21 protein-coding genes and 2 tRNA genes are annotated in these 22,229 nt (G+C 56.7%); 14 read left to right on the forward strand and 9 right to left on the reverse strand.

The window, feature by feature from the left end; genetic code table 11:
• Window positions 1-122 precede the first annotated feature (122 nt).
• A tRNA-Ala gene (locus SMC3_RS02645) sits at window positions 123-198 on the reverse strand.
• 129 nt (window positions 199-327) lie between these two features.
• On the opposite strand from SMC3_RS02645, the gene dtd reads away from it, so the two are divergent.
• Window positions 328-789 carry a D-aminoacyl-tRNA deacylase gene (gene dtd / locus SMC3_RS02650; protein ID WP_119087220.1) on the forward strand — a complete coding sequence of 154 codons (462 nt, stop codon included), beginning with the start codon at window positions 328-330 and terminating at the stop codon, window positions 787-789.
• Between the two features lie 74 nt (window positions 790-863).
• Here dtd and SMC3_RS02655 read toward each other — a convergent pair whose 3' ends face one another.
• On the reverse strand, window positions 864-2,180 hold the full coding sequence (locus tag SMC3_RS02655; protein ID WP_119087232.1) for an aspartate aminotransferase family protein: 1,317 nt from the start codon (window positions 2,178-2,180) through the stop codon (window positions 864-866).
• Between the two features lie 282 nt (window positions 2,181-2,462).
• Here SMC3_RS02655 and SMC3_RS02660 point away from each other — a divergent pair, with 282 nt between their 5' ends.
• Together SMC3_RS02660 and codA are read left to right on the forward strand one after the other, a co-directional pair.
• Window positions 2,463-3,203, forward strand: a complete 741-nt coding sequence (locus SMC3_RS02660) for a glycerophosphodiester phosphodiesterase family protein (RefSeq protein WP_119087221.1) — start codon at window positions 2,463-2,465, stop codon at window positions 3,201-3,203.
• Window positions 3,200-4,477 (forward strand): cytosine deaminase, encoded by a 1,278-nt coding sequence (gene codA, locus SMC3_RS02665; protein ID WP_207799641.1) that lies wholly within the window; start codon window positions 3,200-3,202, stop codon window positions 4,475-4,477. Before SMC3_RS02660 ends, codA begins: the two co-directional genes overlap by 4 nt.
• An 89-nt stretch (window positions 4,478-4,566) precedes the next feature.
• Here the strand turns inward: codA and SMC3_RS02670 are convergent, their stop codons facing one another.
• Window positions 4,567-5,145, reverse strand: a complete 579-nt coding sequence (locus tag SMC3_RS02670; protein ID WP_119087222.1) for a cysteine hydrolase family protein — start codon at window positions 5,143-5,145, stop codon at window positions 4,567-4,569.
• 168 nt (window positions 5,146-5,313) lie between these two features.
• On the opposite strand from SMC3_RS02670, the gene SMC3_RS02675 reads away from it, so the two are divergent.
• Both SMC3_RS02675 and SMC3_RS02680 read left to right on the forward strand, forming a co-directional pair.
• Window positions 5,314-6,396 (forward strand): amidohydrolase, encoded by a 1,083-nt coding sequence (locus SMC3_RS02675; protein ID WP_119089786.1) that lies wholly within the window; start codon window positions 5,314-5,316, stop codon window positions 6,394-6,396.
• On the forward strand, window positions 6,393-7,505 hold the full coding sequence (locus SMC3_RS02680) for an amidohydrolase family protein (protein ID WP_119087224.1): 1,113 nt from the start codon (window positions 6,393-6,395) through the stop codon (window positions 7,503-7,505). Before SMC3_RS02675 ends, SMC3_RS02680 begins: the two co-directional genes overlap by 4 nt.
• A gap of 61 nt (window positions 7,506-7,566) precedes the next feature.
• Here SMC3_RS02680 and SMC3_RS02685 read toward each other — a convergent pair whose 3' ends face one another.
• Complete coding sequence (locus SMC3_RS02685; protein ID WP_119087225.1) at window positions 7,567-8,238, reverse strand: glycerol-3-phosphate acyltransferase; 672 nt, start codon at window positions 8,236-8,238, stop codon at window positions 7,567-7,569.
• Between the two features lie 205 nt (window positions 8,239-8,443).
• Between SMC3_RS02685 and SMC3_RS02690 the strand changes: the two genes are divergently transcribed.
• Both SMC3_RS02690 and udp read left to right on the forward strand, forming a co-directional pair.
• Window positions 8,444-9,007: a manganese efflux pump MntP family protein gene (locus SMC3_RS02690; protein ID WP_119087226.1), complete on the forward strand. Its 564-nt coding sequence runs from the start codon at window positions 8,444-8,446 to the stop codon at window positions 9,005-9,007.
• Window positions 9,008-9,041: 34 nt separating this feature from the next.
• Window positions 9,042-9,821 carry a uridine phosphorylase gene (udp, locus tag SMC3_RS02695; RefSeq protein ID WP_119087227.1) on the forward strand — a complete coding sequence of 260 codons (780 nt, stop codon included), beginning with the start codon at window positions 9,042-9,044 and terminating at the stop codon, window positions 9,819-9,821.
• Window positions 9,822-10,027: 206 nt separating this feature from the next.
• Here the strand turns inward: udp and SMC3_RS02700 are convergent, their stop codons facing one another.
• From SMC3_RS02700 to SMC3_RS02710, 3 genes are read right to left on the reverse strand one after another with little or no spacing between them, the layout of a single operon-like run.
• The gene (locus SMC3_RS02700) at window positions 10,028-10,252 is read right to left on the reverse strand and encodes a MoaD/ThiS family protein (RefSeq protein ID WP_119087228.1); all 225 of its coding nucleotides are present in this window, start codon (window positions 10,250-10,252) and stop codon (window positions 10,028-10,030) included.
• A 9-nt stretch (window positions 10,253-10,261) separates the two neighbouring features.
• The gene (glnA, locus tag SMC3_RS02705) at window positions 10,262-11,695 is read right to left on the reverse strand and encodes a type I glutamate--ammonia ligase (RefSeq protein ID WP_119087229.1); all 1,434 of its coding nucleotides are present in this window, start codon (window positions 11,693-11,695) and stop codon (window positions 10,262-10,264) included.
• Between the two features lie 54 nt (window positions 11,696-11,749).
• On the reverse strand, window positions 11,750-13,111 hold the full coding sequence (locus SMC3_RS02710; protein ID WP_119087230.1) for an 8-oxoguanine deaminase: 1,362 nt from the start codon (window positions 13,109-13,111) through the stop codon (window positions 11,750-11,752).
• A gap of 140 nt (window positions 13,112-13,251) precedes the next feature.
• On the opposite strand from SMC3_RS02710, the gene SMC3_RS02715 reads away from it, so the two are divergent.
• A complete protein-coding gene (locus SMC3_RS02715; protein WP_119087231.1) occupies window positions 13,252-13,644 on the forward strand; it encodes a 4Fe-4S binding protein in 393 nt (130 codons plus the stop codon).
• Window positions 13,641-15,491: an aldehyde ferredoxin oxidoreductase family protein gene (locus SMC3_RS02720; protein ID WP_119089787.1), complete on the forward strand. Its 1,851-nt coding sequence runs from the start codon at window positions 13,641-13,643 to the stop codon at window positions 15,489-15,491. Before SMC3_RS02715 ends, SMC3_RS02720 begins: the two co-directional genes overlap by 4 nt.
• A gap of 80 nt (window positions 15,492-15,571) precedes the next feature.
• Here SMC3_RS02720 and heR read toward each other — a convergent pair whose 3' ends face one another.
• Both heR and SMC3_RS02730 read right to left on the reverse strand, forming a co-directional pair.
• The gene (gene heR / locus SMC3_RS02725) at window positions 15,572-16,375 is read right to left on the reverse strand and encodes a heliorhodopsin HeR (RefSeq protein WP_119087235.1); all 804 of its coding nucleotides are present in this window, start codon (window positions 16,373-16,375) and stop codon (window positions 15,572-15,574) included.
• Window positions 16,376-16,479: 104 nt separating this feature from the next.
• Window positions 16,480-16,566: transfer RNA gene (locus SMC3_RS02730), tRNA-Leu, on the reverse strand.
• 116 nt (window positions 16,567-16,682) lie between these two features.
• Here SMC3_RS02730 and SMC3_RS02735 point away from each other — a divergent pair.
• The 5 genes from SMC3_RS02735 (at window position 16,683) to glmS (ending at window position 22,220) form a co-directional block, all read left to right on the forward strand.
• On the forward strand, window positions 16,683-17,261 hold the full coding sequence (locus tag SMC3_RS02735) for an RNA polymerase sigma factor (RefSeq protein ID WP_207799642.1): 579 nt from the start codon (window positions 16,683-16,685) through the stop codon (window positions 17,259-17,261).
• A gap of 11 nt (window positions 17,262-17,272) precedes the next feature.
• Complete coding sequence (locus tag SMC3_RS02740; RefSeq protein ID WP_126850777.1) at window positions 17,273-17,938, forward strand: hypothetical protein; 666 nt, start codon at window positions 17,273-17,275, stop codon at window positions 17,936-17,938.
• Between the two features lie 42 nt (window positions 17,939-17,980).
• Entirely contained in the window at window positions 17,981-18,880 is a 900-nt protein-coding gene (locus SMC3_RS02745; RefSeq protein ID WP_119089790.1) for a DUF4349 domain-containing protein, read from the forward strand.
• A gap of 138 nt (window positions 18,881-19,018) precedes the next feature.
• Window positions 19,019-20,392, forward strand: coding sequence for a phosphoglucosamine mutase (gene glmM / locus SMC3_RS02750; RefSeq protein ID WP_119089791.1), 1,374 nt, complete (start codon window positions 19,019-19,021; stop codon window positions 20,390-20,392).
• A gap of 1 nt (window position 20,393) precedes the next feature.
• Window positions 20,394-22,220 carry a glutamine--fructose-6-phosphate transaminase (isomerizing) gene (gene glmS / locus SMC3_RS02755; protein WP_119089792.1) on the forward strand — a complete coding sequence of 609 codons (1,827 nt, stop codon included), beginning with the start codon at window positions 20,394-20,396 and terminating at the stop codon, window positions 22,218-22,220.
• Window positions 22,221-22,229 lie beyond the last annotated feature (9 nt).

Here is a 22,229-nt window from a genome sequence, read left to right on the forward strand (position 1 = left end):
GAAACGCATCGACCTGGGAGTTACTAACATAGTTATCCACTGGCGGTTCTCAGAAAATGAGTGTGAGTTGACTCGGTCTGAAGTCAGTCCCAGAGCGAGAAAGAAGGGTCATGGTGGTCGGGTGGTGGAGATAGGGGGGCTCGAACCCCCGACCTCCTGCATGCCATGCAGGCGCTCTCCCAGCTGAGCTATATCCCCACGTCTTGGAAACGAACAGTGAAAGTATAGCGGGAAGGCCCCGGGTGTCAACCGGAGACGGTACTATTCGCGTTGCGGGCCGGTCGTGCTACTATGAGTCGATAACTGGCAACGACTGAGAGGTGAGACATGCGGGCAGTAGTGCAACGAGTGAACAGTGCGTCGGTCACCGTGGACGGCAAAGATGTTGGGCACATTGAAGCAGGGTTGCTGGTGCTGTTGGGGGTGGCTCCCGACGATGGTCCCGATGACACTGCGCTCATGGTGCGCAAGTTGAGTGGCCTGCGTATCTTCGCAGACGCAGGCGGTCTGATGAACTGCTCGGTGACAGACATCAAAGGATCCTTTCTGGTCGTTAGTCAGTTTACGCTCTATGGAGATGTGGCTCGCGGCAACAGGCCCAGCTTCACAGGTGCGGCTCCAGGGCCATATGCAGATGAGATCTATCGGGACGTATGCACAGGACTGCGGAGCCAGGGATTCGACGTTCAGAATGGGGTCTTCGGGGCGCACATGGAAGTCAGCCTGGTGAACGACGGCCCGGTCACGATCATCATCGAGACGGACACCCGCAAGAAGCGATCTCAGTAGACTTGACAGTTCCGCAAATGAGAAGCCGGAGCAATTGCTCCGGCTTCGATCAAAGCTGGTACAGACCTGACGAACTAGCGCGATGTGTTGGCGCGGGCGACAGCTGTCTCCATGATGCCAAAGGCTTCTTCAAGTTGCTCGTCGGTGATCTCGAGAGAGACGAGCATGCGGATGCAGTTGCCATAGATGCCTGAACCGGCGACGAGGACACCGTTGTGCAGGCATTCCTTGATGATCTCACCGTTCAACTGAGTAGCGGGTTCCCGTGTGGTGCGGTCCTTGACGAACTCGATGGCCTGCATGGCGCCTATGCCACGAACATCGCCAATGATCTGGTACTTTTCCTTCCAGGCATCCCAGTGGCTGCGAATGAGTTTGCCAAGAGCAATAGCGCGGTCAAGCAGGTGTTCGTCTTCGATGATGTCGATGACTTCGCTGGCCGCGCGGCATGCAACAGGATTGCCGACATAAGTGCCTCCGATGCTGCTGCCTGGCAGTTTGTCCATGATGTCTTTGCGGGCGATGACTGCTGAGAGCGGCATGCCGGCCGCCAGGGATTTGGCTGTGCAGATGATATCGGGGACGACGTTCCAGTTCTCGATAGAGAAGAATTTGCCGGTACGGCCGACGCCGGCCTGAATTTCGTCGGCGACGAGAAGGATGCCGTACTTCTTCGAGACCTCGCGCAGCATCTCGAGGAAACCATCAGTCGGGACGCGGAATCCACCCTCACCCTGAACCGGTTCGACGACGATACATGCGACCGTCGAAGGGTCGACGTACGTGGTCAGAAGCTTTTCCCACTCTTCGATCCTGATGGAGGGATGATAAGGGGTGACATAGGGCATGCGATAGACGTCTGGTGCGAAGGGGCCAAACCCACCCTTGTAGGGCTTTGCCTTGTGCGTCATAGTCATCGTGAGGAGTGTGCGTCCATGGAACGCACGGTCAAATACGACCACGCCGGTCCGGCCGGTGACATAGCGTGAGATCTTGACGGCGTTCTCGATGGCTTCGGCGCCGTTATTGAACAATGCCACCGACTTCTCGAAGTCACCGGGGGTCAGCTTTGCAAGCTTCTCGCAGACGGTGACATACGGCTCGTATGGGACGGACGTGAAATCTGTGTGCAGGAAGTGCTCGGCTTGGTCTTTGATAGCCGCGGTTACGCGTGGATGCGAATGGCCGACCGCCATGCAGCCCCAGCCACCGGTAAGGTCAATAAAGGTGTTGCCGTCGACGTCGGTTACCAGTGCCCCATGTCCCTCAGCGATCCAGGCAGGGGACAGAGCGTCACACATTGGTGCAGCGACGACCTTGGCCTCCCTCTTGGCAAGCTCGATGGATTTCGGTCCAGGGATTGCCGTCTTGAGCGATATGAATGTTCCCATGATAACCTCCCTTTCTCTCTCGATGAAAACGTCCTGATGCTTCGTTTTCCCGGGTACTCTCAGGATATGGAGATGGCGACCGTTGTCAACGAAGTCCATGCCGGTGCCCGGTCTCGAGGCCATTCCTGAGGTTTTGGATCCTCTCCTTCCAGTATCTGGGCGTTGTTCCGCTCCTGGAGAATCATGTTGTCAGCCTCCTGTTTCGGACTATCATTGGGTAGCCTCCGGCGCGCATTGGATGCCGGTCGAGCTGTTCTAGATCATGAATGAGGAGGCCTGGCCATGTTGGTACTTGGACACAGAGGGGAGCCTCGATTGGCTCCTGAGAATACGGTGGCTTCGTTTGCGTTGATACGCGACGATCTGGACCACGGCGTCGATGGTGCCGAATGCGATGTTCAGATGACGAAGGACGGAGAACTGGTTGTCATCCATGACGAGAAGGTCGACAGGACCACGGACGGTCATGGCTGGGTGAAGGATTTGACCCTGCAGGAGATCCGTAAGTTCGACGCTGGTGTTCGGTTTCCCGGACCGCTGCACCATGAGCCGATTCCTACAATGCGGGAGGTCTTCGAGGTCTTTGACAGGACGCGGGCAACGCTCAACGTCGAGCTCAAAAATTCGGAGATCGCGTACGAGGGGATGGAGGAACGCTTGCTGGAACTGGCAAGCAGGTATTCGTTGAATGTCATCTACTCTTCATTCAATATCCAGAGCATGGGAGTCATCCGGAAACTGGACGCCAAAGCACGGACTGGACTGCTGTACGCACCGTGGCTGATCAAGGCTCCAGATGTGGTGGCAGCTGCTCGTGAGCAGGGCGCCAACGCAATCCATCCTTACGTTCTCAACACATTCGACGGGCTTATTCGTGAAGTACATGAGGCTGGTCTGGCAATTGCGCCATGGACCGTCGACCTGAGCGTGCTCGTGCGCCATTTTGCAGCCTCACAGGTCGAGACCGTCATCAGCAATGACCCACGCATGGCGGCGGAGGCTGTTGCCGGAGAGAGGGAATGATGCTTGATCTGATTGTTCGCAACGCGAGGCTCCGCGCGAATGAGTCCCTGATGGACATCGGTGTCCGGGACGGTCTGTTTGAGAGCGTTCAGCCCGGGCTGTCTGCGGACGCATCTGAAACCATCGATGCGGCTGGATGTTTTGTGACGCCGCCGTTCGTTGAGTCGCACGTTCACCTCGATACGACACTCACAGCTGGCGAGCCTCATTGGAACGAGAGCGGCACGCTGTTCGAGGGGATCGAGCGCTGGTCCGAGAGGAAGGCACTGCTGACCGAGGAGGACGTCGTGCGTCGTGCCACGAAGGCTATCGAGTGGCAGGTTTCGCATGGCATCCTGCACATCCGGTCGCATGTGGACATCTGTGACCCCAAGTTGACTGCCCTGCGGGCGCTGATCGAAGTCAGGCGCGTCATGGCGCCATTTGTGGACATTCAGCTGGTGGCATTCCCGCAGGACGGAATCTTCGGGTTCGAGGGCGGAGCAGCCCTGCTCGAAGAGGCCTTGCGCCTTGGTGCGGATGCTGTCGGAGGTATTCCTCACTATGAATTGACACGTGAGGACGGTGTCGAGTCTCTGAAGATCATCTTTGCGCTGGCTGAGAAGTATGGGAAGCTGATCGACGTGCACTGCGACGAGATCGACGATGAACAATCTCGCTTTGTCGAGGTCATGTCGGCTCTGGCTCTGCGTACGGGGATGCGCGACCGGGTTACCGCAAGCCACACAACGGCCATGTACAGCTACAATGGGGCATATGCATCAAAACTCCTGAGATTCTGCGCAAAGAGTGGCATCAACTTCGTCGCGAATCCCCTGGTGAACATCCACTTGCAGGGACGTTTCGACACATATCCCAAGCGACGCGGTCTGACGCGGGTCAAGGAGATGGCGGCCATGGGCATCAATGTCAGTCTTGGTCATGACGACATTCTTGACCCCTGGTATCCAATGGGGACCGGGAGCATGCTGGACGTGGCGCATATGGCAGTGCATGTCGCCCAGATGACGGGAAGGGAAGAAATGCGCTCCGTGTTTCATATGGTAACGGATGCCGGAGCTCGTACGCTGCACATTCAGGACTCTTACGGGATTGAAGTGGGGAAACCGGCTGACCTGGTCATTCTGGATGCTCTCGACGAACTGGACGCTTTGCGACGGCAATCTGTTGCCCGATTTGTGCTGAGCAAGGGAAAGGTCGTCGCACGAACGACGCCAGCCGAAACCACCGTTCTGCTGCAGGGAACTTCGCATCCGATCGACTACCTGCGGTAGCGAGAACAATAGACAGGATTCCAGGTTGTGTAACCAGACAGCCGGCTCTTGGGTGAGCCGGCTGTCAGCATTCCGAGGCAGCGAGGGCGCTAGAGGTCCAGTGATAGCTCGAACTGCGAGACAGTCATGATCTCCACTCCCATGGCAGCCATGTCTCTGAGGTTGGACAGCTGGATCTCGTCCGTCTGGGACGCAGTGGCATCTGAGAGTACGGTCGTTGCATAGTCCAGCGAGAGAGCGTCGTTTGCTGTCGCACGGATGCAGTTGGGAGTCTGCACGCCAGTCAGGATCAATCTATGGGTGCCGAGCCGGCGCAAGAGCGCGTCAAGGTCGGTCGCGAAGAATGCCGACCATCGGGTCTTGACGATAGTGAAATCCCCGGAGGCGGGCGCAAGCTGAGGCAATTCCTCTGCTCCGGGAGTTCCGGCAACCAGAAACCCTCCCACCTCTGCGAAGAGTGTTCGCCGGCTCTGGTCAACGTCTATGCCTGTGGCCCGATGCCGGCGCGTTGCATGGATGATCGACGCATTGGCGGACCGAGCAGCTTTCAGTGCTCTCTGGAGATTCGGTACCATAGCGGGCCCACCTGCAACAAACAGCGGTGATGCCGGAGACAGAAAGTCCTGCTGCATATCGATAACAAGTATTGCCACATCAGTAATATTCACTGGTTCCTCCTCGGCAGGCCACAACTATGCGCCCAGTATATGCGTTTTGGCTCGCCACTCCACGTGAATATTATGCGTCCTTGCAGTTTTTCGTTGCGCAACTATAATTCGCTTACCGAAGAAAAGACCGAAGGAGGTGCTGCTTTGCCCCTTCAGGAAAGGAGCCGTATGATTCTCATACACGGAGGTACGATCCTCACCGTCACGGATGGTGTCATCGAGGGTGGTTCAGTGCTGCTTGGCGACGACGGCAAGATTGCCGAGGTCTTCGCGAAACACACCGATGTTGCTGGAGCCACAGTTATTGATGCCGCCGGGAAGTATGTCGTGCCCGGTTTTGTCGACGCCCACACGCATCTTGGCATCTGTAACCTTGAGGTCGGCGAGATCGGTGAAGATGAGAACGAGATGACGAACCCTTCGACGCCTGCCTGCCGTGCTCTGGATGCAGTCTATGTCTGGGATTCCGGGTTCGCTGATGCTCTGTCGGGAGGTATCACGACCGTGTTCACGGGTCCGGGCAGCGGCAATGTTATTGGCGGCCAGAGCATCACGATGAAGACGGCCGGCCACTGTATCGACGAAATGGTGATGCAGAACCCTGCTGGGCTGAAAACTGCGTCAGGAGAGAACCCCAAGCGTGTGTACAAGACCAAGAACCAGCTTCCCAGCACGCGAATGGGCACTGCCAAGGTCTTGCGCGAGGCGTTGTCAAAGGCACGTGATTACAAGGAGCGTCGTGCCGGCNNGCACTCACATCGCGCCGACGACATGATCACCATGGTGCGCATCCGCGACGAGTTTGGTATTCGCATGGTCATCGAGCATGGGACGGACAGTGTCAGGGTGCGCCATGAGCTTGCCAGGGCAGGCGTGGCAGTGATTACGGGCCCGCTCCTCGATGTTTCACCAAAGGTCGAAACGGCTTCATCGTCGTTCAACACACCACATCTTCTCCATGAGGCAGGCGTGTTGACTGCCATCATGACGGACCATCCGGTGATTCCGATCGAGTCTCTTCGGCTGGAGGCTGCTATCGCAGCGTATGAGGGCGGGGCGGGAGAACAGGAAGCGCTGGAGTTCATTACGATCAATCCGGCGAAGATCCTGGGGCTCGAGGACCGTATTGGCAGTATCGCCAAGGGAAAGGACGCGGATCTTGTCGTCTGGAACGGCCACCCCTTCAAAGCGAGCAGCGTCGCAGAGAAGACATTCGTGAACGGCAAGCTCGCGTGGGAGGTGAACGCATGATCAGGATAGCTGCTCAGCACCTGTTTGATGGACATGGAATCGTGAACGATACAATCATTACGGTCGATGGACCGCATGTCATTTCGGTGGAGACGTCGAGCCATCCTGGGGAGCGCTGTGACTATTCGGTTGCATGGGTGACCCCCGGCCTCATCGACCTCGACTCCGGTATTGGTCTCAAAGAGGAATCGCTGGGGTTCGAGGGGAACGATCTGAACGAAGCGACGGATGCCGTGATGCCGGAGATGCAGGCGATGGACGGGTTGAGTCCCTACGACACGAGCCTCGAGAAGAGTCTCATGGGAGGCGTGACGACGGCTCTGATCATGCCCGGCAGCAGCAACGTCGTGGGAGGCAGGGGTGCCGTGGTGCATATGGTCGGCGCGACCGCGAATGACATGTGTATCAAGGCTCCGTTCGGCATGAAGTTCTCGCTGGGCAACGACCCGAAGCAGACACACGGTGAGAAACGGACGCCCATGACGCGCATGGGTAATGCGTTCCTGATCCGGGACATTCTCACAAAGGCACGCGAATACCGGGAGAAGAAGAAAGAGTATAACATGAAGTACGAGGCTCTACTTCCTCTACTTGCCCGTGAAGATGTTGCGTTCATCCAGGCGTTGCGGGCAGACGACATCATGACGGCCGTGCGCCTTGCTGAGGAGTTTGGCCTTCGCTACGTCATCACTGGCGCATTTGATGCGGACCGCGTGGCCGACCAACTCAAGGAAAAAGATGTAACGATAGCGTTCGGCCCTATTATCATGTCGAGAAGCGTGGATGAGGCAAAGCGCCTGCATCCTGAGAATGCCGTTGCTCTCCTCGGGAGTGGAACGCGCACGGCCATCATCGCGGGCCATCCCAACTATCCCGCCAAGTACCTGCGGATCTCGCTGGGCCTTCTTGTCGGTCGGGGCATCTCTCCTGAACAGGCTCTCGGGTCCGTCACAAGCGTTCCAGCCGGAATCCTTGGCCTGGACGGGTATGGCGAGATATGTCCTGGGTCTGTTGCTGATCTGGCGTTGTTCAAAGCGCAGCCATGGGAGCCCGAAGGAGTTACTGAACACACGTTCATCGGTGGAACCGAGGTTTATGCTCGCTCGTGAGCCAATAAGAACAAGGGCCCCTTCTGGGGCCCTGACTTCTCTCGCGTATCTGCCGCCGACGCTAGGCTGTTGGCGGCAGATTGTTGTCTCGATAGTGGTCCATGAAGCGGTCGCGCATGCCGTACGCGTAGGTGCGGAACCGTTGCGCGTTGGTATGGAACTGATTGCCCTTGATGAGGACTGAGGCAGCAAGAGCGACGACGATGACGTAGTCGGGGTACCAGGACCTGTGGAGGACAATCCAGATGGCGATGGGGACAGCCCCGACCGCTGAGATGAACGGAGAGAAGTGTATCTTGGCCTTGATACGGGGGGCAAGCTTCCAGATAACGCCAGCGACAGCCGCAAAGGGGAGTCCCCACAGGACCGCCACCAGGTACCCCTGTAGCAGGATTCCCAAGGTTGTCGCGACACCACCTCCACCTCTGAACTGGAAGAAGACTGGCCAGTTGTGCCCGACGATGACAGCCATGAACGAGGCAATCAGGACCCAAGAGGGGATGACAATGGAACGCAGGACGAGGCTGAGCAGATAGCCCTTCATCACGTCGAGCAGCCCGACAGTAAGGCCATAGCCCCAACCGTATTGACGGACGCTCCCCGAAAGGCCGGGATTATCCTTCAGCCGAATATCTTCGTGCTTGACAACGAAGCTGAGGACAAGGCCCCAGCAAACAGAACCCCACAGGTACGATGCCACGACCAATGCCCCGTACTTGAGCCAGATGTTCATCAGGATCCTCCTGAACCGTTACTCGATGCCTGACTATGTTGCCTCTGATCCGCTTTCACTCGCAATCTGAGTTTATATCAATGTTCCGGCTTGTAAAGCAGGCTCTTGCCGGTATACTTGGCTACGCGATGCAATGCACTCGTACAGCCGTGATCATCGTTGTTTCTGGTGATGCGCCTGATATCACACCTGTCGTGGAGGCCGTATGGGTTTCTGGACTGTTTTCGTTATAGCGGTAGGGCTTTCGATGGATGCGTTCGCTGTGTCTGTGGCGAACGGGTGCCGGATGACGCGGGTGACGCTCCGCGATGCGTTGCGTCCAGGCTGGTGGTTTGGTGGGTTTCAGATGCTCATGCCCGTGTTGGGCTGGCTCGGGGGCCTCGCGCTCAGAGACCTTATCCAGAGCTTCGGCCATTGGGTTGCATTTGGTCTTCTCGTTTTCATCGGCGGCAAGATGCTTGTCGAAGCTGTACGTGGCGGAAAGCATGAGGACGAGTGTGAGGCAGAGAGGCGCAGCACGCGCGATATGCTGGTCCTTGCCATCGCTACAAGTATCGACGCTTTGGCGGTTGGCCTGAGTTTGTCGGTACTGCGAGTATCGATCTGGTGGCCGGCCCTGCTTATTGGGCTGGTGACATTTGCGTTCTCGCTGGCAGGCACTCTGCTTGGTTGCAGCATCGGAAAGCTGGTCAAGGGCAAGGCCGAGATTGTGGGTGGCCTTGTCCTTATTGGTATTGGGATCAGGATATTACTCCAGGGATTGCACTAGGACGGATCGCTGCGGAAAGAAGGGAGGCTTATATATGGCACATACGTTGTTCAATGATGAGTACAAGTATCACATCAAGGTGAAGCGGGGTGATGTTGGCAGGTACGTTCTGCTGCCCGGTGACCCCGGTCGCTGTGAAGTCATCGCCAGGTGGTTCGACGACCCGGTGAAGGTTGCGCAGAACAGGGAGTATGTCACATATACGGGAACGCTCCTGGGCGAGAAAGTCTCGGTGACGTCGACTGGAATCGGAGGCCCGTCGACCGCCATTGCAGTCGAAGAACTCGCGATGGTCGGTGCGGAGACATTTATACGCGTCGGAACGTCAGGCGCAATGCAGCCGGGAATCGGCGTTGGAGATCTGGCGATCGTTACAGCTGCGATCCGCGACGAAGGGACGACCAGGCAGTACATGCCCATCGAATTTCCGGCAGTCGCCAACATCGACGTCACGCTGGCACTCAGAGCCGCAGCCGAAAAACTGGGTTTTGTGTTTCACCTGGGTGTGTCTCAATCGAAAGACTCGTTCTACGGCGAGGTTGAGCCTGACCGCCAGCCACTGGCCGAGCAGTTGAACGCTCGTTGCAGGGCTTGGATTGCCGGTGGAGCTGTGTGCTCGGAGATGGAGGCATCCACGGTGTTTGTGGTATCGAGCATTCTTCACAAGCGTGCCGGTGGCGTCATGCTCATCGTCAACAACCAGTTTGCGGAGGGCGGACACGAATCCCATCATCCGATACTGGACCGGCTCATATCGACTGGGATCGAAGCAATCAAACTGCTCATCGAACAGGACCGTGTTGTCCTTCGCTGAGTAACGTTTCTGCACAGGGATAGACCGCAGTTCTTCCTCTGTTTTTCGCTCGGCTGGGATGTAACCGTCCCCGCTTCCACCGGTCTGTCGTGGTCCAATACCATAACTATTCCGCGCTTGTTTCGCTGAATTGAAAAAACTTCTTCAACGCTATCAACGACAGCCTGGTGACGCCGCTACGTGGCGTCAATTATCTCGAGGGCCGGTCAACCGCCTCCCAGGAACGGGATGATAAAGACGGTATCTTCCTCGTGCAGTTCGGTATTGTAGGGCGTACGCTGTCCGTTGACAAGTACGAAGCCTGCACGGTCGCGGTCAATGCCCAATGCTGCAAGCAGACCGGCGACATCTGTTCCGGTCGGCACCTGTACATCGTGCAGGTCTCCGATCTGATCGGCGACTATGGCGTGCAGTTTGAGCTTTATGAGCATCCAGTCTCCTCAGCAGTCGTAATACAGCTCGAATTCCTTGGGATGAGGCAGGCGGCGGAGTACTTCTGCCTCGTTCTTCTCTTTGTAGGAGCAGAACACTTCAACAAATGCAGGGGGGAAAACACCGTCTCGCGTCAGGAAATCGCTGCCACGCCTCAGGGCTGCGAAGGCTTCGGAAAGAGAGGTCGGAAGCACCGGAATCTTGCGGACAATTTTCTCGGACAACTTCTCGATATCGCCCGTATATGGGCCGAGATGAAGTGCTGTCGGGTCCGTTTGTTTCTCGATGCCGTCGAGGCCGGCAAGAAGCATTGCGCTGATGGCAAGATAGACATTGGTTGTAGCATCCGGGGGGCGGAATTCGATGCGCTTCTCTGGCGCCGTATCTGCATAGATGGGAATGCGAACCGCTGCGGTGCGGTTGCCCAGCGAGAAGAATGCGCGGATGGGGGCCTCGAATCCCGGAATGAGCCTCTTGTAGCTTATCGTAGAAGGGTTTGTGATGCCCAGAAGGGCCGACGCGTTATTGAGAATGCCGCCGATATAATGGACGGCGAGCGGCGAGAGGTCGTAGGGTTCTCCACCCTTCTGGTAGAACGTGGGTTGTCCTTTCCTGGTCAAATATTGATGGAAGTGCATTCCTGTTCCAGCCTGACCGGCAATCGGTTTGGGCATGAAGGTTGCCGTCATTCCCATCTGGCGCGCAAGGTTCTTGGCGAAGTACTTGATCTTCTGCGATGCGTCGCCCATGGCGCGCGGTGTGCAGGGCATAACCTCAAGCTCGATCTGGCCGGTCTCCCCGGCCTCATGATGGTGATAGCGGACGGTTACCCCGACATTCTCCAGCATCTGAACGAGCGTGCTTCGATAGTCGAAGAGCCGGTCGAGTGGCTGCTCTGCATGGTATCCTTGTCCGTGGCGGATGGCGTAGCCCTGGAGTTGTGAGTTGTCGAGCGACACCGTGCTTCCTGTCTCCGCACTTTCGATCGAGAAGAAACAGGTGGTCTCCGAGGACTTGAAATCGACATTCTGGAAGACATAGAACTCGAACTCGGGGGCAAACCAGGCCGTGTCAGCATAGCCCTTAGATTTTAGCAAAGCTTCAGCCTGCTCCGCGATGTATCGAGGGTCGAGAGCGAAACGTCGATGGGTGTGGGGCTCAAGGATGTCGCAGAAGACTGCAGCGGTAGGAACTTTGGCAAATGGGTCCAGGAATGCCGTCGACAGATCAAGACGCAGGAGCATGTCACTGCGCTCAACCGACGCGAATCCGGGAATACTGGAACCGTCGAAAGCAACGCCCTGGGTCAGGAATTCCTGGTCGACGCGGGACAGGGGAACCGTCACATGATGCAGGCCGCCGAACAGGTCCGTGAATTTCAGGTCGACCTGAACAATCTCGTGTTCCCTCGCGTAGTTCAGAAACTGCTGAAGCGTCTTCATTTCTCTACCTCCAGAGAAGCTGTAGAGCGGCCGGACTTGGTCCGCGGCCTCATACTAGCGTGCCATGAGGTTCGCCGCTATCGTATTCTGCCTGGCAACCAGGGCCCGGACGTCAATGTTCGTGAACTGGCCGTTCTCGATGAGAACCTTGCCATTGACCATGTTGAGGCTGACCTGTTTGGCGTCGCACATGACCGGTGCTGTGAAGGGGTCATGCAGTCCGCCGGCGAACTCGAGAGTGTCGAGGTCCCACATGATCAGGTCGGCAGCCTTCCCGACCTCGATGCTGCCGATGTCTGAGTCCATGCGTAACACACGGGCACCGCCCATGCTCGCCATGGCCAGAGCTTCGCGTGATGTCAGTGCGTCGGCCCCGTATCTCACCCGCTGGAGCAGCATCGCCAGGCGCACCTCACCGATGAACGAATTGGTATCGTTGCTGGAACTGCCATCGACGCCGATGCCGATGCGCATGTTTGTTTGTTTCATGACTGCCACGGGAGCGATGCCGGAGCCGAGACGCATATTGCTGGCCGGGCAATGGGCCATGCCGCACTCGTGCTCGGACAGCTTATGGATGTCGGCGTCGGATGCCCACACGACGTGAGCAAACCACGAGCGAGGGGTGAGCCAGCCGATCTCTTCCATGTAGTCGACTGGTCGGAAGCCAAATGTCTGGAGACAGAATTCTTCTTCATCCTGCGTTTCGGCAAGATGCGTGTGGAGGAGCACATCCTCTTTCTCCGCCAGAACTGCCGTCTGCTTCATCAGGTCTGTCGTAACCGAAAAAGGGGAGCATGGCGCAAGAGCAATGCGGGTCATCGGGTATCGACCGCGGTCGTGATATTGGTGGATGACGCGTTCGGACTCCACCAGGATCTCTTCATCCGTCTGTACTACGCTGTCCGGAGGAAGTCCCCCATCCTTCTTGCTCAGTGACATACTGCCGCGCGTGGGATGGAACCGAACGCCGATATCACGAGCTGCCCGTATCTCAGCGTCGATGATGGCGTTGTTGCCATACGGATACAGATAGAGATGGTCGCTCGTCGTCGTGACACCAGTCTTCAGCATTTCACAGATGCCGACCTGGGCGCTTGTGTAGACAGCTTCTTCGTCAATGTACTTCCAGTGTTCATAAAGGAACGCCAACCAGTTGAACAGCTTGGCATGTTCGACTTGGGGAACGTTCCGAAACAGCGTCTGGTAGAGGTGGTGGTGGGTATTGACAAAACCCGGCATCATCAGCATGCGTGCGCCCGAGATGGTGCGGTCTGCAGGGGTATCGAGGACTGGCGCCCCTGTGCCAATGGCCGTGATGATGTTGTCGTCGACGACAACATACGCATCCTTAAGTTCCTGCCGAATAGCATCGCCCGTCATAAGGAAGGCAATGTCAGTGATAAGCGTTCTCATGTGCAGCCTCCACTGGTCCTTTCCTATTGTACCGCCATTGAGGCCGCAATCAACGCGCGCAGCTCGCTTGCTTTCATTGCCACAGCATCTTGCTATAATCGGGGGCGGATCATATTGTCGTGACAAGGATAGGAGGTCGCATGAGGCATATTGTCGTAAGGCCCGAGAGTTGTACCGGATGCCGTTTGTGTCAGCTCACGTGCTCGGCTCAGAACTTCAAGCTCAACACACACAAGGCTGCTCACATAGGTATCGTGCCCCGTTTTCCAGAGGGCTATTTTGAGATTCATCTCTGCAACCAGTGTGGTGCCTGCCAGTCTGTATGTCCGGTTGAAGCGATTTCTGTCGATGCAAACGGAGCCTATGTGATCGACGAGTCCACGTGTATCGATTGCGGAGCTTGTGTAGACAGCTGCCCGCAGCAAGCGATCTTCAGGTCATCCGCCAGTGCGCATCCCTACATGTGCAATCTTTGTGGAGCCTGTGTGGCAAATTGTGCGGCACAAGCTCTGACCTGGGAGGAGGGCCAATGATAAATGGCTATGGTGGCTCTATTCTACGTGTCGACCTGACCACCAGGTCGATCAAACAAGAGCCCGTGACGCCCGAATTGGCTCACGATTGGCTCGGAGGTCGTGCCTGGATCGCAAAGTATATGTATGAGGAACTTCCTGCGGGCGTAGATCCGCTCAGCGCCGCAAACAAAGTGTTTGTGGCGACGGGACCTCTATCGGGTACATTGTGGCCTTCCAGTGCAAAAATCGTGTGGGGCACCAAGTCTCCACTGACTGGAGGCTACATCGACAGCAACATGGGCGGCCTGATCATGGCGGAGCTCAAGTACGCTGGCTTGGACATGATCATCCTTGAGGGCGCTTCTGAGACTCCGGTATACCTCTGTATCGAAGATGACAAGGTGGAGATACGTGACGCTTCCGGCTATTGGGGCAAGGGCTCCGTCGACACAGAGTATGCCCTGAAGCGCGATCTTGGGGAGGACTTCCAGATTGCGACTATTGGCCCTGCCGGCGAGAATCTGGTGAGGTTCGCATGCATTACACATGATGTGGGACGTCAGGCCGGCCGGGGAGGGATCGCGGCGGTCTTGGGCTCGAAGAAGCTCAAGGCAATCGCTGTGCGTGGAACGAAGCCAATCCCGGTCGCCGACATCGAAGGCCTTCAGAAACACACGACCTCTGTCATCGACTACATCAAGAATACGGCGTTCTTCCCGACCTTCTCCAAGTATGGCACGACGGATATCACCGACTGGTGTGACAGCGTCGGCGTCATCCCTGTCGACAACTTCCAGCATGCACAGTACCCCAAGAAGGACCGTATCAATGGCAAGTACATGCGAGAGCAGATATATGTACGCGACAAGGGCTGCTACGCGTGTCCTCTTGGCTGTTCCACCTACACCTATTCGAAGAAGTACGATGTCCACGTCGAGGGTCCCGAGTACGAAACGATCGGCCTGATGGGTTCCAACCTCAGCATGGACAGCATCGAGGAAATTGCCGTGCTGAACGCCGATGTCGACAATCTCGGCATGGACTCTATCTCTTCTGGATCGGCAGTAGCCTTTGCGATGGAACTGTATCAACGGGGAATCCTGACAAAGGAGGATTTCGGTGGCCTCGAGATGACTTGGGGAAACGTGGATGCTGTACGCGCATTCCTCAGGCTCATCGCTGCTCGACAGGGTATTGGAGCGACATTTGCGGAAGGAGCCCTTACTGCTGCACGCATCATCGGCAGGGATACTGAGAAGTATGTCGTTCACGTAAAAGGGCTCGACTATTCCGCCTACGACACACATGCTGCGCCGGCCATGATGCTGGCATTCATGACGTCGGACATTGGAGCCCAGCACACGAGAGCCTGGGCGATCGTCCAGGACATCAATATGGGCAGGGATTCGACCGAGGGCAAGGGCAAACTTGTGTACGACCTTCAGCACCTCCGCCCACTGATGGAGGTTTTTGGCGTCTGTCGCTTCCCATGGCTCGAGGTGAAGGTCGACTGGAAGAACTACGTCACGGCGTTGAACCTGGTCACAGGACAGCACTACACCACGGAGGAGCTGTTCGCCTTCAGTGAGAAGATATGGAACCTGACGCGAGCGTTCTGGACCCGCGAAGTGGATGGATTTGGGCGTGCCTACGACCAGCCACCAGCCAAGATGTATGAGGAGATGCCCGATGGACCTACAAAGGGCGCTCACGTGAATCAGGAGATGGTCGACGAGCTCCTGGACGGCTACTACGAGGCATATCACTGGGACAAGAACGGACTGCCGACCGCCGAGAGGCTGCGCGAGGTTGGCCTGGGCTCGGTCGCGGACGACTTGGTGAAACGGGGACGAATTCTGGATTGAGCCTTCGTGTGAAGCTGGAATTGGAAAACGCCCAGGCATATGCCTGGGCGTTCATCACATTGCGAGAGTGGAGTGTCGGTCTATTTGCGAGCCACCGCACCGAAGAAGATCTGCCAGGCAAGCGCTGACTTGGCGACGAGTGAGAGCAGGACATACACGCGTTCGCCGAAGATGTAGTCGCGCCACTTCCCAACCTTCCGGTACTGCAGAACCATGTTGATGGCGAAGCAATTGAAGAAGACGAAGATAGTGCCAAGGATGTAGTAAACGAAGGTGGGGATTGTCCCTGTTGCGCTGGCTGCAGCACTGAAGAAATACATGCAGATGACGACCCAGGGGACCAGGCCGACGATCGAGCCGAAGATGAACGATGTCCAGTTAGTCCGCGCCGTCGTCTGGTTGTGCAGTTCCATCATGAGTCCGAACAGGTTCATGGCTGCATTGAGGAAGAAGATCATGATGGCGCTGGAAAGGTCGTACATGCCGGACAATTCGGCGATGATGACGATCATGACGGACGAGCTCAATGCGTACTCATACCATCGGATGTAGTTGATGCCATGCCACAGGTTTGCCTTGTACCAGTCAAACACACCGGGAAGGATGGTCACAAAGTGGGCGATCGCCGACAGCAGGAGAAACACGGCAATTGCCGGACCCAGTCGAAAGGTGCCTAGCGTTGCCGGAGTAGGGACTGGCATTCCTCCTGGCCCGCCCGCCTTGAGGTAGTCGGTCGTGATGGGTACTGTCAGTCCCTTCCCCCAGCCGAGAATGACGATGAAGATTGCCTGTCCAAGGTGCAGAAGACCCATGAGGCTGTTGTAGATGCGCAGCCGGTTGAGGTCATACGATGAATGCTGTGATTCTCGTTTGTCTCTCCCCATTGCTTGCCTCCTAATGTTAGAAATACTAAGAATACTATTACGGTGATTATAGTAAACCATGGAATTTTTGTCAAGGGGGATGTGCAGAATTGCTTTCACTGGAATGGTGCCGAAGGAGGGAATTGAACCCACACGGGTGTTACCCCGGCAGATTTTGAGTCTGCTGCGTCTGCCAGTTCCGCCACTTCGGCACAAATCTATTATATGTGCAGGCTGAGAGCTGTCAAACTGGTGCTCACACCGCAGCAGGCTGACATCGATTCCTATGCAGAGTGACCCAGATTCGTATAATGGCTGCATGGATGACATGCCAAAGCTCGCACAGACTATCGATCAGGTCGTAGCGGGGCGAACCGAGCTGTACGAGGCCATCGTGCGCTACTACGAGGGGTTCGTTTTCTCGGTGGCTGTTCGTGTGACTTTCGATCGTGATCTGGCCTATGACGTGACACAGGATACGTTCCTGAAGCTGTACGGAAGTCTCTCCAAGTTCCGGGGGCAGTCCCGGCTTTCGTCGTACCTTTATCGCATTGCCACCAATGCCGGCATCGACGCTGCCCGCAAACGGTCCCAGTATCCTGTGAGTTCTGGCGACGCTCAAGCTGACCTGCTGACGGTCGAGGCGCCCCAGACTGCCAGCGATGGTCCAGATGTTGAAGAGGTCAAGTCCGCCCTTCACGCCGCTCTACAGAAGGTCGACCCCGTGTTCAGAGCGGCCTTTGCCCTCGTCGATCTGGATGGGCTGAGCTATGAAGATGCTGCGTTCAGGCTCGGAGTTCCCGTGGGAACCGTCAAGAGCAGAGTCTTCCGCGCCCGTGGTCAACTGCGTGAACTCCTTTCGGGAACCTTGGGACGTCGAGTGCGTCTTAGGGATGGTGACAAGTGATGACACATGACATGAGAACAGCTAACCAGACAATGAGTGACAACGAGCAGCCTCTTGAGCTGTCTGCAGAGCTGCGCAGCGAGGTAGTGGCGCTGTTTGCCCCGATGGATCGCTCACTGGCAAGTTCAGTCACGGCTGTCATTGATGTGCGCCGCTCTCGTCGTCGCTTGCTCCAGGGTCTATGGCTTGGACTCTCGCCAATCATGGCGATCGCCATCGTAGCCGTGTTATATGTTGGTGGTGCCGTCATGCAGCTTACGTTGTTGCCTGCCACATCAAGCAGTGCACTCCTCGCGCCGAAGCCGCTGTTTGGCATTGCGAACGTTGCTCCAAAGGGACTTGTCGGCTCGGAAGACGTGCCAACTCTTGCGACTGCGTGCCAAGTGCCATCTTTTCGCGTCATGCTTAAGGGCGATGTTGCCCGAAGACAGCTCCTGGCAACGTGGCTGAGAGCCAGGCATACTGACGTTGCTCTCGAGCTCGACACTGCGGTCCCAGGGCATGAGGTCGCCCTGATGCTGCAGCCTGATGAGGTCCGAGGATTCGTGGCTCTGATGGCGCTACATGGTTTCACGGGACAGGAGCCCTCGGGTCTCAGTACAGTTGCAGGATGTTCGCTGGCATCCTGGGCGTCCAGCCTGGGCACTTCATCGTTGTCCATCTGTCTTATTCCATGAACACTTGGCGCCCACGCGCCCATTCCGGATAGGGAGGCACATATGACTCAATCTCTGCGAGTACGTCGATTTCTTGTGCTGATTCTCGTCGTCGCTGTCGCGGCCATTGCTGTGACTGGGTGTGCGAAGCGTAGTGCTGTTTCGCCGGAGCCGGGCGTGCAGACATCCAATGGAGTCCTGAAGGGCTTGCCCGCAGGGACCTCTGGTACGGAATCGTCGGCGCCGGTTCCAAAGACGACAGTCGATCAGCAAGCGGCGATAGACCGGAAGATCATCTTCAACGCCAGCCTCAGCCTTGACGTGGTCGACGCAGAAAAGGCTTTCAGCGACTGTGAGATCCTTGTTGCCAAGTACGGTGGTTTCGTGGCACAGTCGTCGCTTCAGAAATCGGACACTCAGGTGCTTGCGACTGCCGTGTTGCGTGTGCCTGCGGCCAAAGCTACTCAGCTCATGAACGATCTTGCAGGACTTGGTACCGTTACGAGCCGCAGCAGTGGTTCGGATGATGTTACCTCACAATACATAGATATCCAGGCGCGACTCAAGGTTCTTCGGGCAGAAGAAGCGCAGCTGGTAGAGTTCCTGAAGAAAGCCACGAACATCAAGGACATGCTGGCAGTTCAGGAACAGCTGGGTTCGGTTCGCACGCAGATCGAACAGTATGAGGGGCAACAGCGCTACATGGACAATGCCACGTCGCTGGCCACGGTTACCGCTCAGCTCGCCCAGACGACCGAGGTCTTTGTCGCACCTCGAGGTTTTGGATCAGCGTTTGTCCAGTCCCTTGCCCGGTTTGGGCACGGACTGGCTGCCTTCTGGACGTGGCTTGGTGGCTCTGCCGTCTTCCTGGTGTTCTATGGGCTTCTCATCTGGGCACTCGCATGGATCGTCCTCAGGTTGAGGAAGCGTCACTCGCGCAAGAGCCTGCCACCACAGAACTGACGGAAACGATAGATCGCCCTACCACTAGCCGAGGCTCAGGGCCTCGGCTTTTTGTGTGCTCTTGCCCTCACTGAGAGAAAGTCATCAGGATAAGAGCATGCATCTTGCGTGCAGACTCAAGCGACCTATAGTTAAGACATGGCTAAAAGAAATCTATTCGGAACGGACGGTGTCCGGGGTGTCGTGAATACCCAAATCACGTCCAAGCTTGCCTTATTTCTGGGAGCGGCTGCATCGATTTACTTTGACGGACGTTTGTCGCGGCAGACAAATCGCACTATCGCAATTGCATGGGATCCACGTATCTCGTCGGAGATGCTTGCCGCGGCACTTGGTGCCGGTTTTATGGAGACAGGAGTCTCCGTGGACTACCTGGGAGTCCTGCCGACGCCTGGACTCGCGCTCATTCTGGCTCGCGAGACACGGTACATGGCGGGTGCCATGATCTCTGCGTCACACAATCCTCCGGAGTACAACGGGATCAAGTTCTTTGGTCCTGGCGGCCACAAGCTGGCAGACGCAGACGAGGAAGCGATCGAGGCGAACCTTGGCCTCGTCGAACTCGGCAATCCCTCGCGAGTGCATGGCGACGAAGTGGGCGGCGCTCGCAGAGTCGAGAATGCGCGCGAGGAATACATGGACTTCGTCAGGCAGAATAACCCAGGGCTCTCGCTCGAGGGGATCAGGATCGTGGTCGATGGCGCTCATGGGGCAACAAGCTATACGACACCTGCGCTCCTGCGACAGCTCGGTGCGCAGGTAATCGAGATGAACACAGACCAGGATGGCAAGCTGATCAACAAGGACTGCGGATCCACACATCCTGGCGCCGTTGGGGCGCGGGTGGTCGCCGAGAAGGCGGATCTGGGCGTTGCCCACGACGGTGATGGTGACCGGGTCATTATGGTCGACCACACCGGGCGCCGCGTGTCCGGGGATGTCATGCTATACGTTCTTGCTCTGGGATTGGCGGAAGAGGGTCGACTCACTGGAAACACGGTCGTCGGAACAGTCCTGACCAATCTTGGTCTGGAGAAAGCACTGGAACCTCATGGAATCAGGCTCGAACGCACAAACGTTGGAGACCGTTACATTCTGGACCGTCTGAATGAGGGCGGTTTCGTGCTTGGCGGTGAGGAGTCAGGACATATTATCAACATGTACCAGAATGTGACGGGCGATGGTCTGGCAACCACCCTGGCAGTGCTGGGATACCTTGTCAGGACTGGGCGCGTCCTGTCAGAGATTGTCGACGAGGTCGAGCTCTATCCTCAGATTGCCGAGAATGTCAGGGTGAAAGACAAGTCTATTGCTTCACACCCGGAGTTTGTGGCTGCGGTCGAAGCGGTGCGCATAGAATTGGGCAACGCTGCCAGACTCGTTGTGCGACCTTCGGGGACAGAACCCCTTGTGCGTATTTTTCTTGAGGGCAGGGACACTGAGCGCCTGATGGCGCTGGCATACCGACTAAAGTGTGTCCTGTTGTCAGCTGGTCGGCAAGGAGAGGTGTGACATGTGTGGAATCATCGGGTACGTTGGGCCGCGTAAAGCAGTCCCTGTCATCATTGAGGGTCTGCGTAAGCTCGAGTATCGAGGGTACGACTCCGCGGGCATGGCCATTCTCGAAAAGGGAGAGCTGGTTGTTGTCAAGAAACGTGGCAAGCTCAAGGCTCTCGAGGAGGCTATCAAGGGGAACGAGTATACAGCCACCACCGGAATAGGACACACACGATGGGCCACCCACGGCAGGGTTGAGGACAGGAATGCTCATCCACACGTGGACTGCAAGGGTACGATTGCTGTTATCCACAACGGTATCATCGAGAACTACCAGGTTCTCCGAGATGATTTGATTCAGAGAGGACACGTCTTTGTCTCCGAGACCGACACCGAGGTCATCTCTCATCTTATGGAGGAGCAGATCGACGCTGGCGCGGACCTGCTCGATGCAGCGCGGAAGACTGCTTTGCAGCTCGATGGAGCCTTCGCATTTCTCGTTCTGGCCAAAGCGTTCCCTGGCCGTATCGTGGCAATCCGCAAATTATCTCCACTGGTGCTCGGCGTTGGCGACGGGGAGATGATCCTTGGTTCGGATACCCCGGCACTTCTGGAGTACACGCACCGGATCATCCCGCTGCACGATGGGGATGTCGTCGAAATCAATGAACAGGGATATGCCTTCTACTCGCTTGAAGACGGACATGCTTTCGATCGGACACCCATGACCGTTCAGTGGAATGCTTCCGCTGCAGAGAAGCAGGGTTACAAGCATTTCATGTTGAAGGAAATCCATGAACAGCCGGTCGTTATCAGGGATACGCTGTACGGCCGCATTGATATGGACAGTGGACACGTCGAGCTTGAGGAATTCCAGAGCCAGCCGGTTCCAGACCGTATCTCGATTGTGGCGGCAGGGACGTCGTACCATGCATCGCGCGTAGGCAAGTACCTTCTGGAGGAAATGGCACGAATCCCGACCGAGGTGAGCTTCAGTAGTGAATATCGCTACCAGCGACCCATTGTTCGTCCAGGGACGATGGGGATTGCTGTCACGCAGTCAGGAGAAACGATCGACACACTTGCTGCGCTTCGGCTTCAACGTAGTCTCGGTGCCAAGGTTGTGGCCATCACAAATCGACCGGAGAGTACCGTTTCACGCGAGTCAGATGTGACATTCGTTACTCAGGCGGGTCTCGAGATCGGCGTTGCAGCCACGAAGTCGTTCATGGCCCAACTCATCGCCTTCTATCTCATAGCTCTCAATTTTGGACAGCGCAATGGAACGCTCGATGCAGAGACATCAGCGCACTACGCGTCGCAGTTGTCCAGTCTCAGCCAGAAGTGTGAACAGGTCCTCGAATACGCAGGCATTATGGAGACGATCGCACGCAAGCTCTACAAAGTTCACGACATGATCTATGTTGGGCGCGGTGTCAACTACCCCATAGCATTGGAGGGCGCGCTCAAGATGAAGGAGATCAGTTACATCCACGCTGAGGGATACGCTGCGGGAGAACTCAAGCATGGCCCCATCGCCTTGCTGGACGAAGATGTCCCTGTGGTGGGTATCCTTCCTCAGGGGGTGCTGTACGAGAAGATCTACTCGAATCTGCAAGAGTCCATCGCGCGCGATTCACCCCTGGTGGTACTGGCCGACAAGAAGGACAAGAGAGCACAGGACATCGCCACGGACTTCATCCCGATGCCATCGGTCGAAGAGTTGTTCTCTCCGGTCGTCTATTCATTGCCGCTTCAGCTGCTGGCGTACTACACGGCTGATGGCAAGGGTCTGGACGTGGACCAGCCACGGAATCTGGCCAAGAGCGTAACAGTGGAATAGCTGAGCTCT

The sequence above is a fragment of the Candidatus Cryosericum hinesii genome, from assembly GCF_003570985.1.
Taxonomy (GTDB): Bacteria; Caldisericota; Caldisericia; order Cryosericales; family Cryosericaceae; genus Cryosericum; species Cryosericum hinesii.

What these genes read in the sequence shown, in the direction of transcription:
- udp (WP_119087227.1), top strand. Translation starts at nt 9,042, where the DNA reads ATGGCACATACGTTGTTCAATGATGAGTACAAGTATCACATCAAGGTG.
- glnA (WP_119087229.1), bottom strand. Translation starts at nt 11,695, where the DNA reads ATGAAGACGCTTCAGCAGTTTCTGAACTACGCGAGGGAACACGAGATT.
- SMC3_RS02710 (WP_119087230.1), bottom strand. Translation starts at nt 13,111, where the DNA reads ATGAGAACGCTTATCACTGACATTGCCTTCCTTATGACGGGCGATGCT.
- SMC3_RS02680 (WP_119087224.1), top strand. Translation starts at nt 6,393, where the DNA reads ATGATCAGGATAGCTGCTCAGCACCTGTTTGATGGACATGGAATCGTG.
- glmS (WP_119089792.1), top strand. Translation starts at nt 20,394, where the DNA reads ATGTGTGGAATCATCGGGTACGTTGGGCCGCGTAAAGCAGTCCCTGTC.
- SMC3_RS02745 (WP_119089790.1), top strand. Translation starts at nt 17,981, where the DNA reads ATGACTCAATCTCTGCGAGTACGTCGATTTCTTGTGCTGATTCTCGTC.
- SMC3_RS02655 (WP_119087232.1), bottom strand. Translation starts at nt 2,180, where the DNA reads ATGGGAACATTCATATCGCTCAAGACGGCAATCCCTGGACCGAAATCC.
- dtd (WP_119087220.1), top strand. Translation starts at nt 328, where the DNA reads ATGCGGGCAGTAGTGCAACGAGTGAACAGTGCGTCGGTCACCGTGGAC.
- SMC3_RS02720 (WP_119089787.1), top strand. Translation starts at nt 13,641, where the DNA reads ATGATAAATGGCTATGGTGGCTCTATTCTACGTGTCGACCTGACCACC.
- SMC3_RS02660 (WP_119087221.1), top strand. Translation starts at nt 2,463, where the DNA reads ATGTTGGTACTTGGACACAGAGGGGAGCCTCGATTGGCTCCTGAGAAT.
- SMC3_RS02715 (WP_119087231.1), top strand. Translation starts at nt 13,252, where the DNA reads ATGAGGCATATTGTCGTAAGGCCCGAGAGTTGTACCGGATGCCGTTTG.
- SMC3_RS02740 (WP_126850777.1), top strand. Translation starts at nt 17,273, where the DNA reads ATGAGAACAGCTAACCAGACAATGAGTGACAACGAGCAGCCTCTTGAG.
- heR (WP_119087235.1), bottom strand. Translation starts at nt 16,375, where the DNA reads ATGGGGAGAGACAAACGAGAATCACAGCATTCATCGTATGACCTCAAC.
- SMC3_RS02735 (WP_207799642.1), top strand. Translation starts at nt 16,683, where the DNA reads ATGCCAAAGCTCGCACAGACTATCGATCAGGTCGTAGCGGGGCGAACC.
- SMC3_RS02685 (WP_119087225.1), bottom strand. Translation starts at nt 8,238, where the DNA reads ATGAACATCTGGCTCAAGTACGGGGCATTGGTCGTGGCATCGTACCTG.
- glmM (WP_119089791.1), top strand. Translation starts at nt 19,019, where the DNA reads ATGGCTAAAAGAAATCTATTCGGAACGGACGGTGTCCGGGGTGTCGTG.
- SMC3_RS02690 (WP_119087226.1), top strand. Translation starts at nt 8,444, where the DNA reads ATGGGTTTCTGGACTGTTTTCGTTATAGCGGTAGGGCTTTCGATGGAT.
- SMC3_RS02700 (WP_119087228.1), bottom strand. Translation starts at nt 10,252, where the DNA reads ATGCTCATAAAGCTCAAACTGCACGCCATAGTCGCCGATCAGATCGGA.
- codA (WP_207799641.1), top strand. Translation starts at nt 3,200, where the DNA reads ATGATGCTTGATCTGATTGTTCGCAACGCGAGGCTCCGCGCGAATGAG.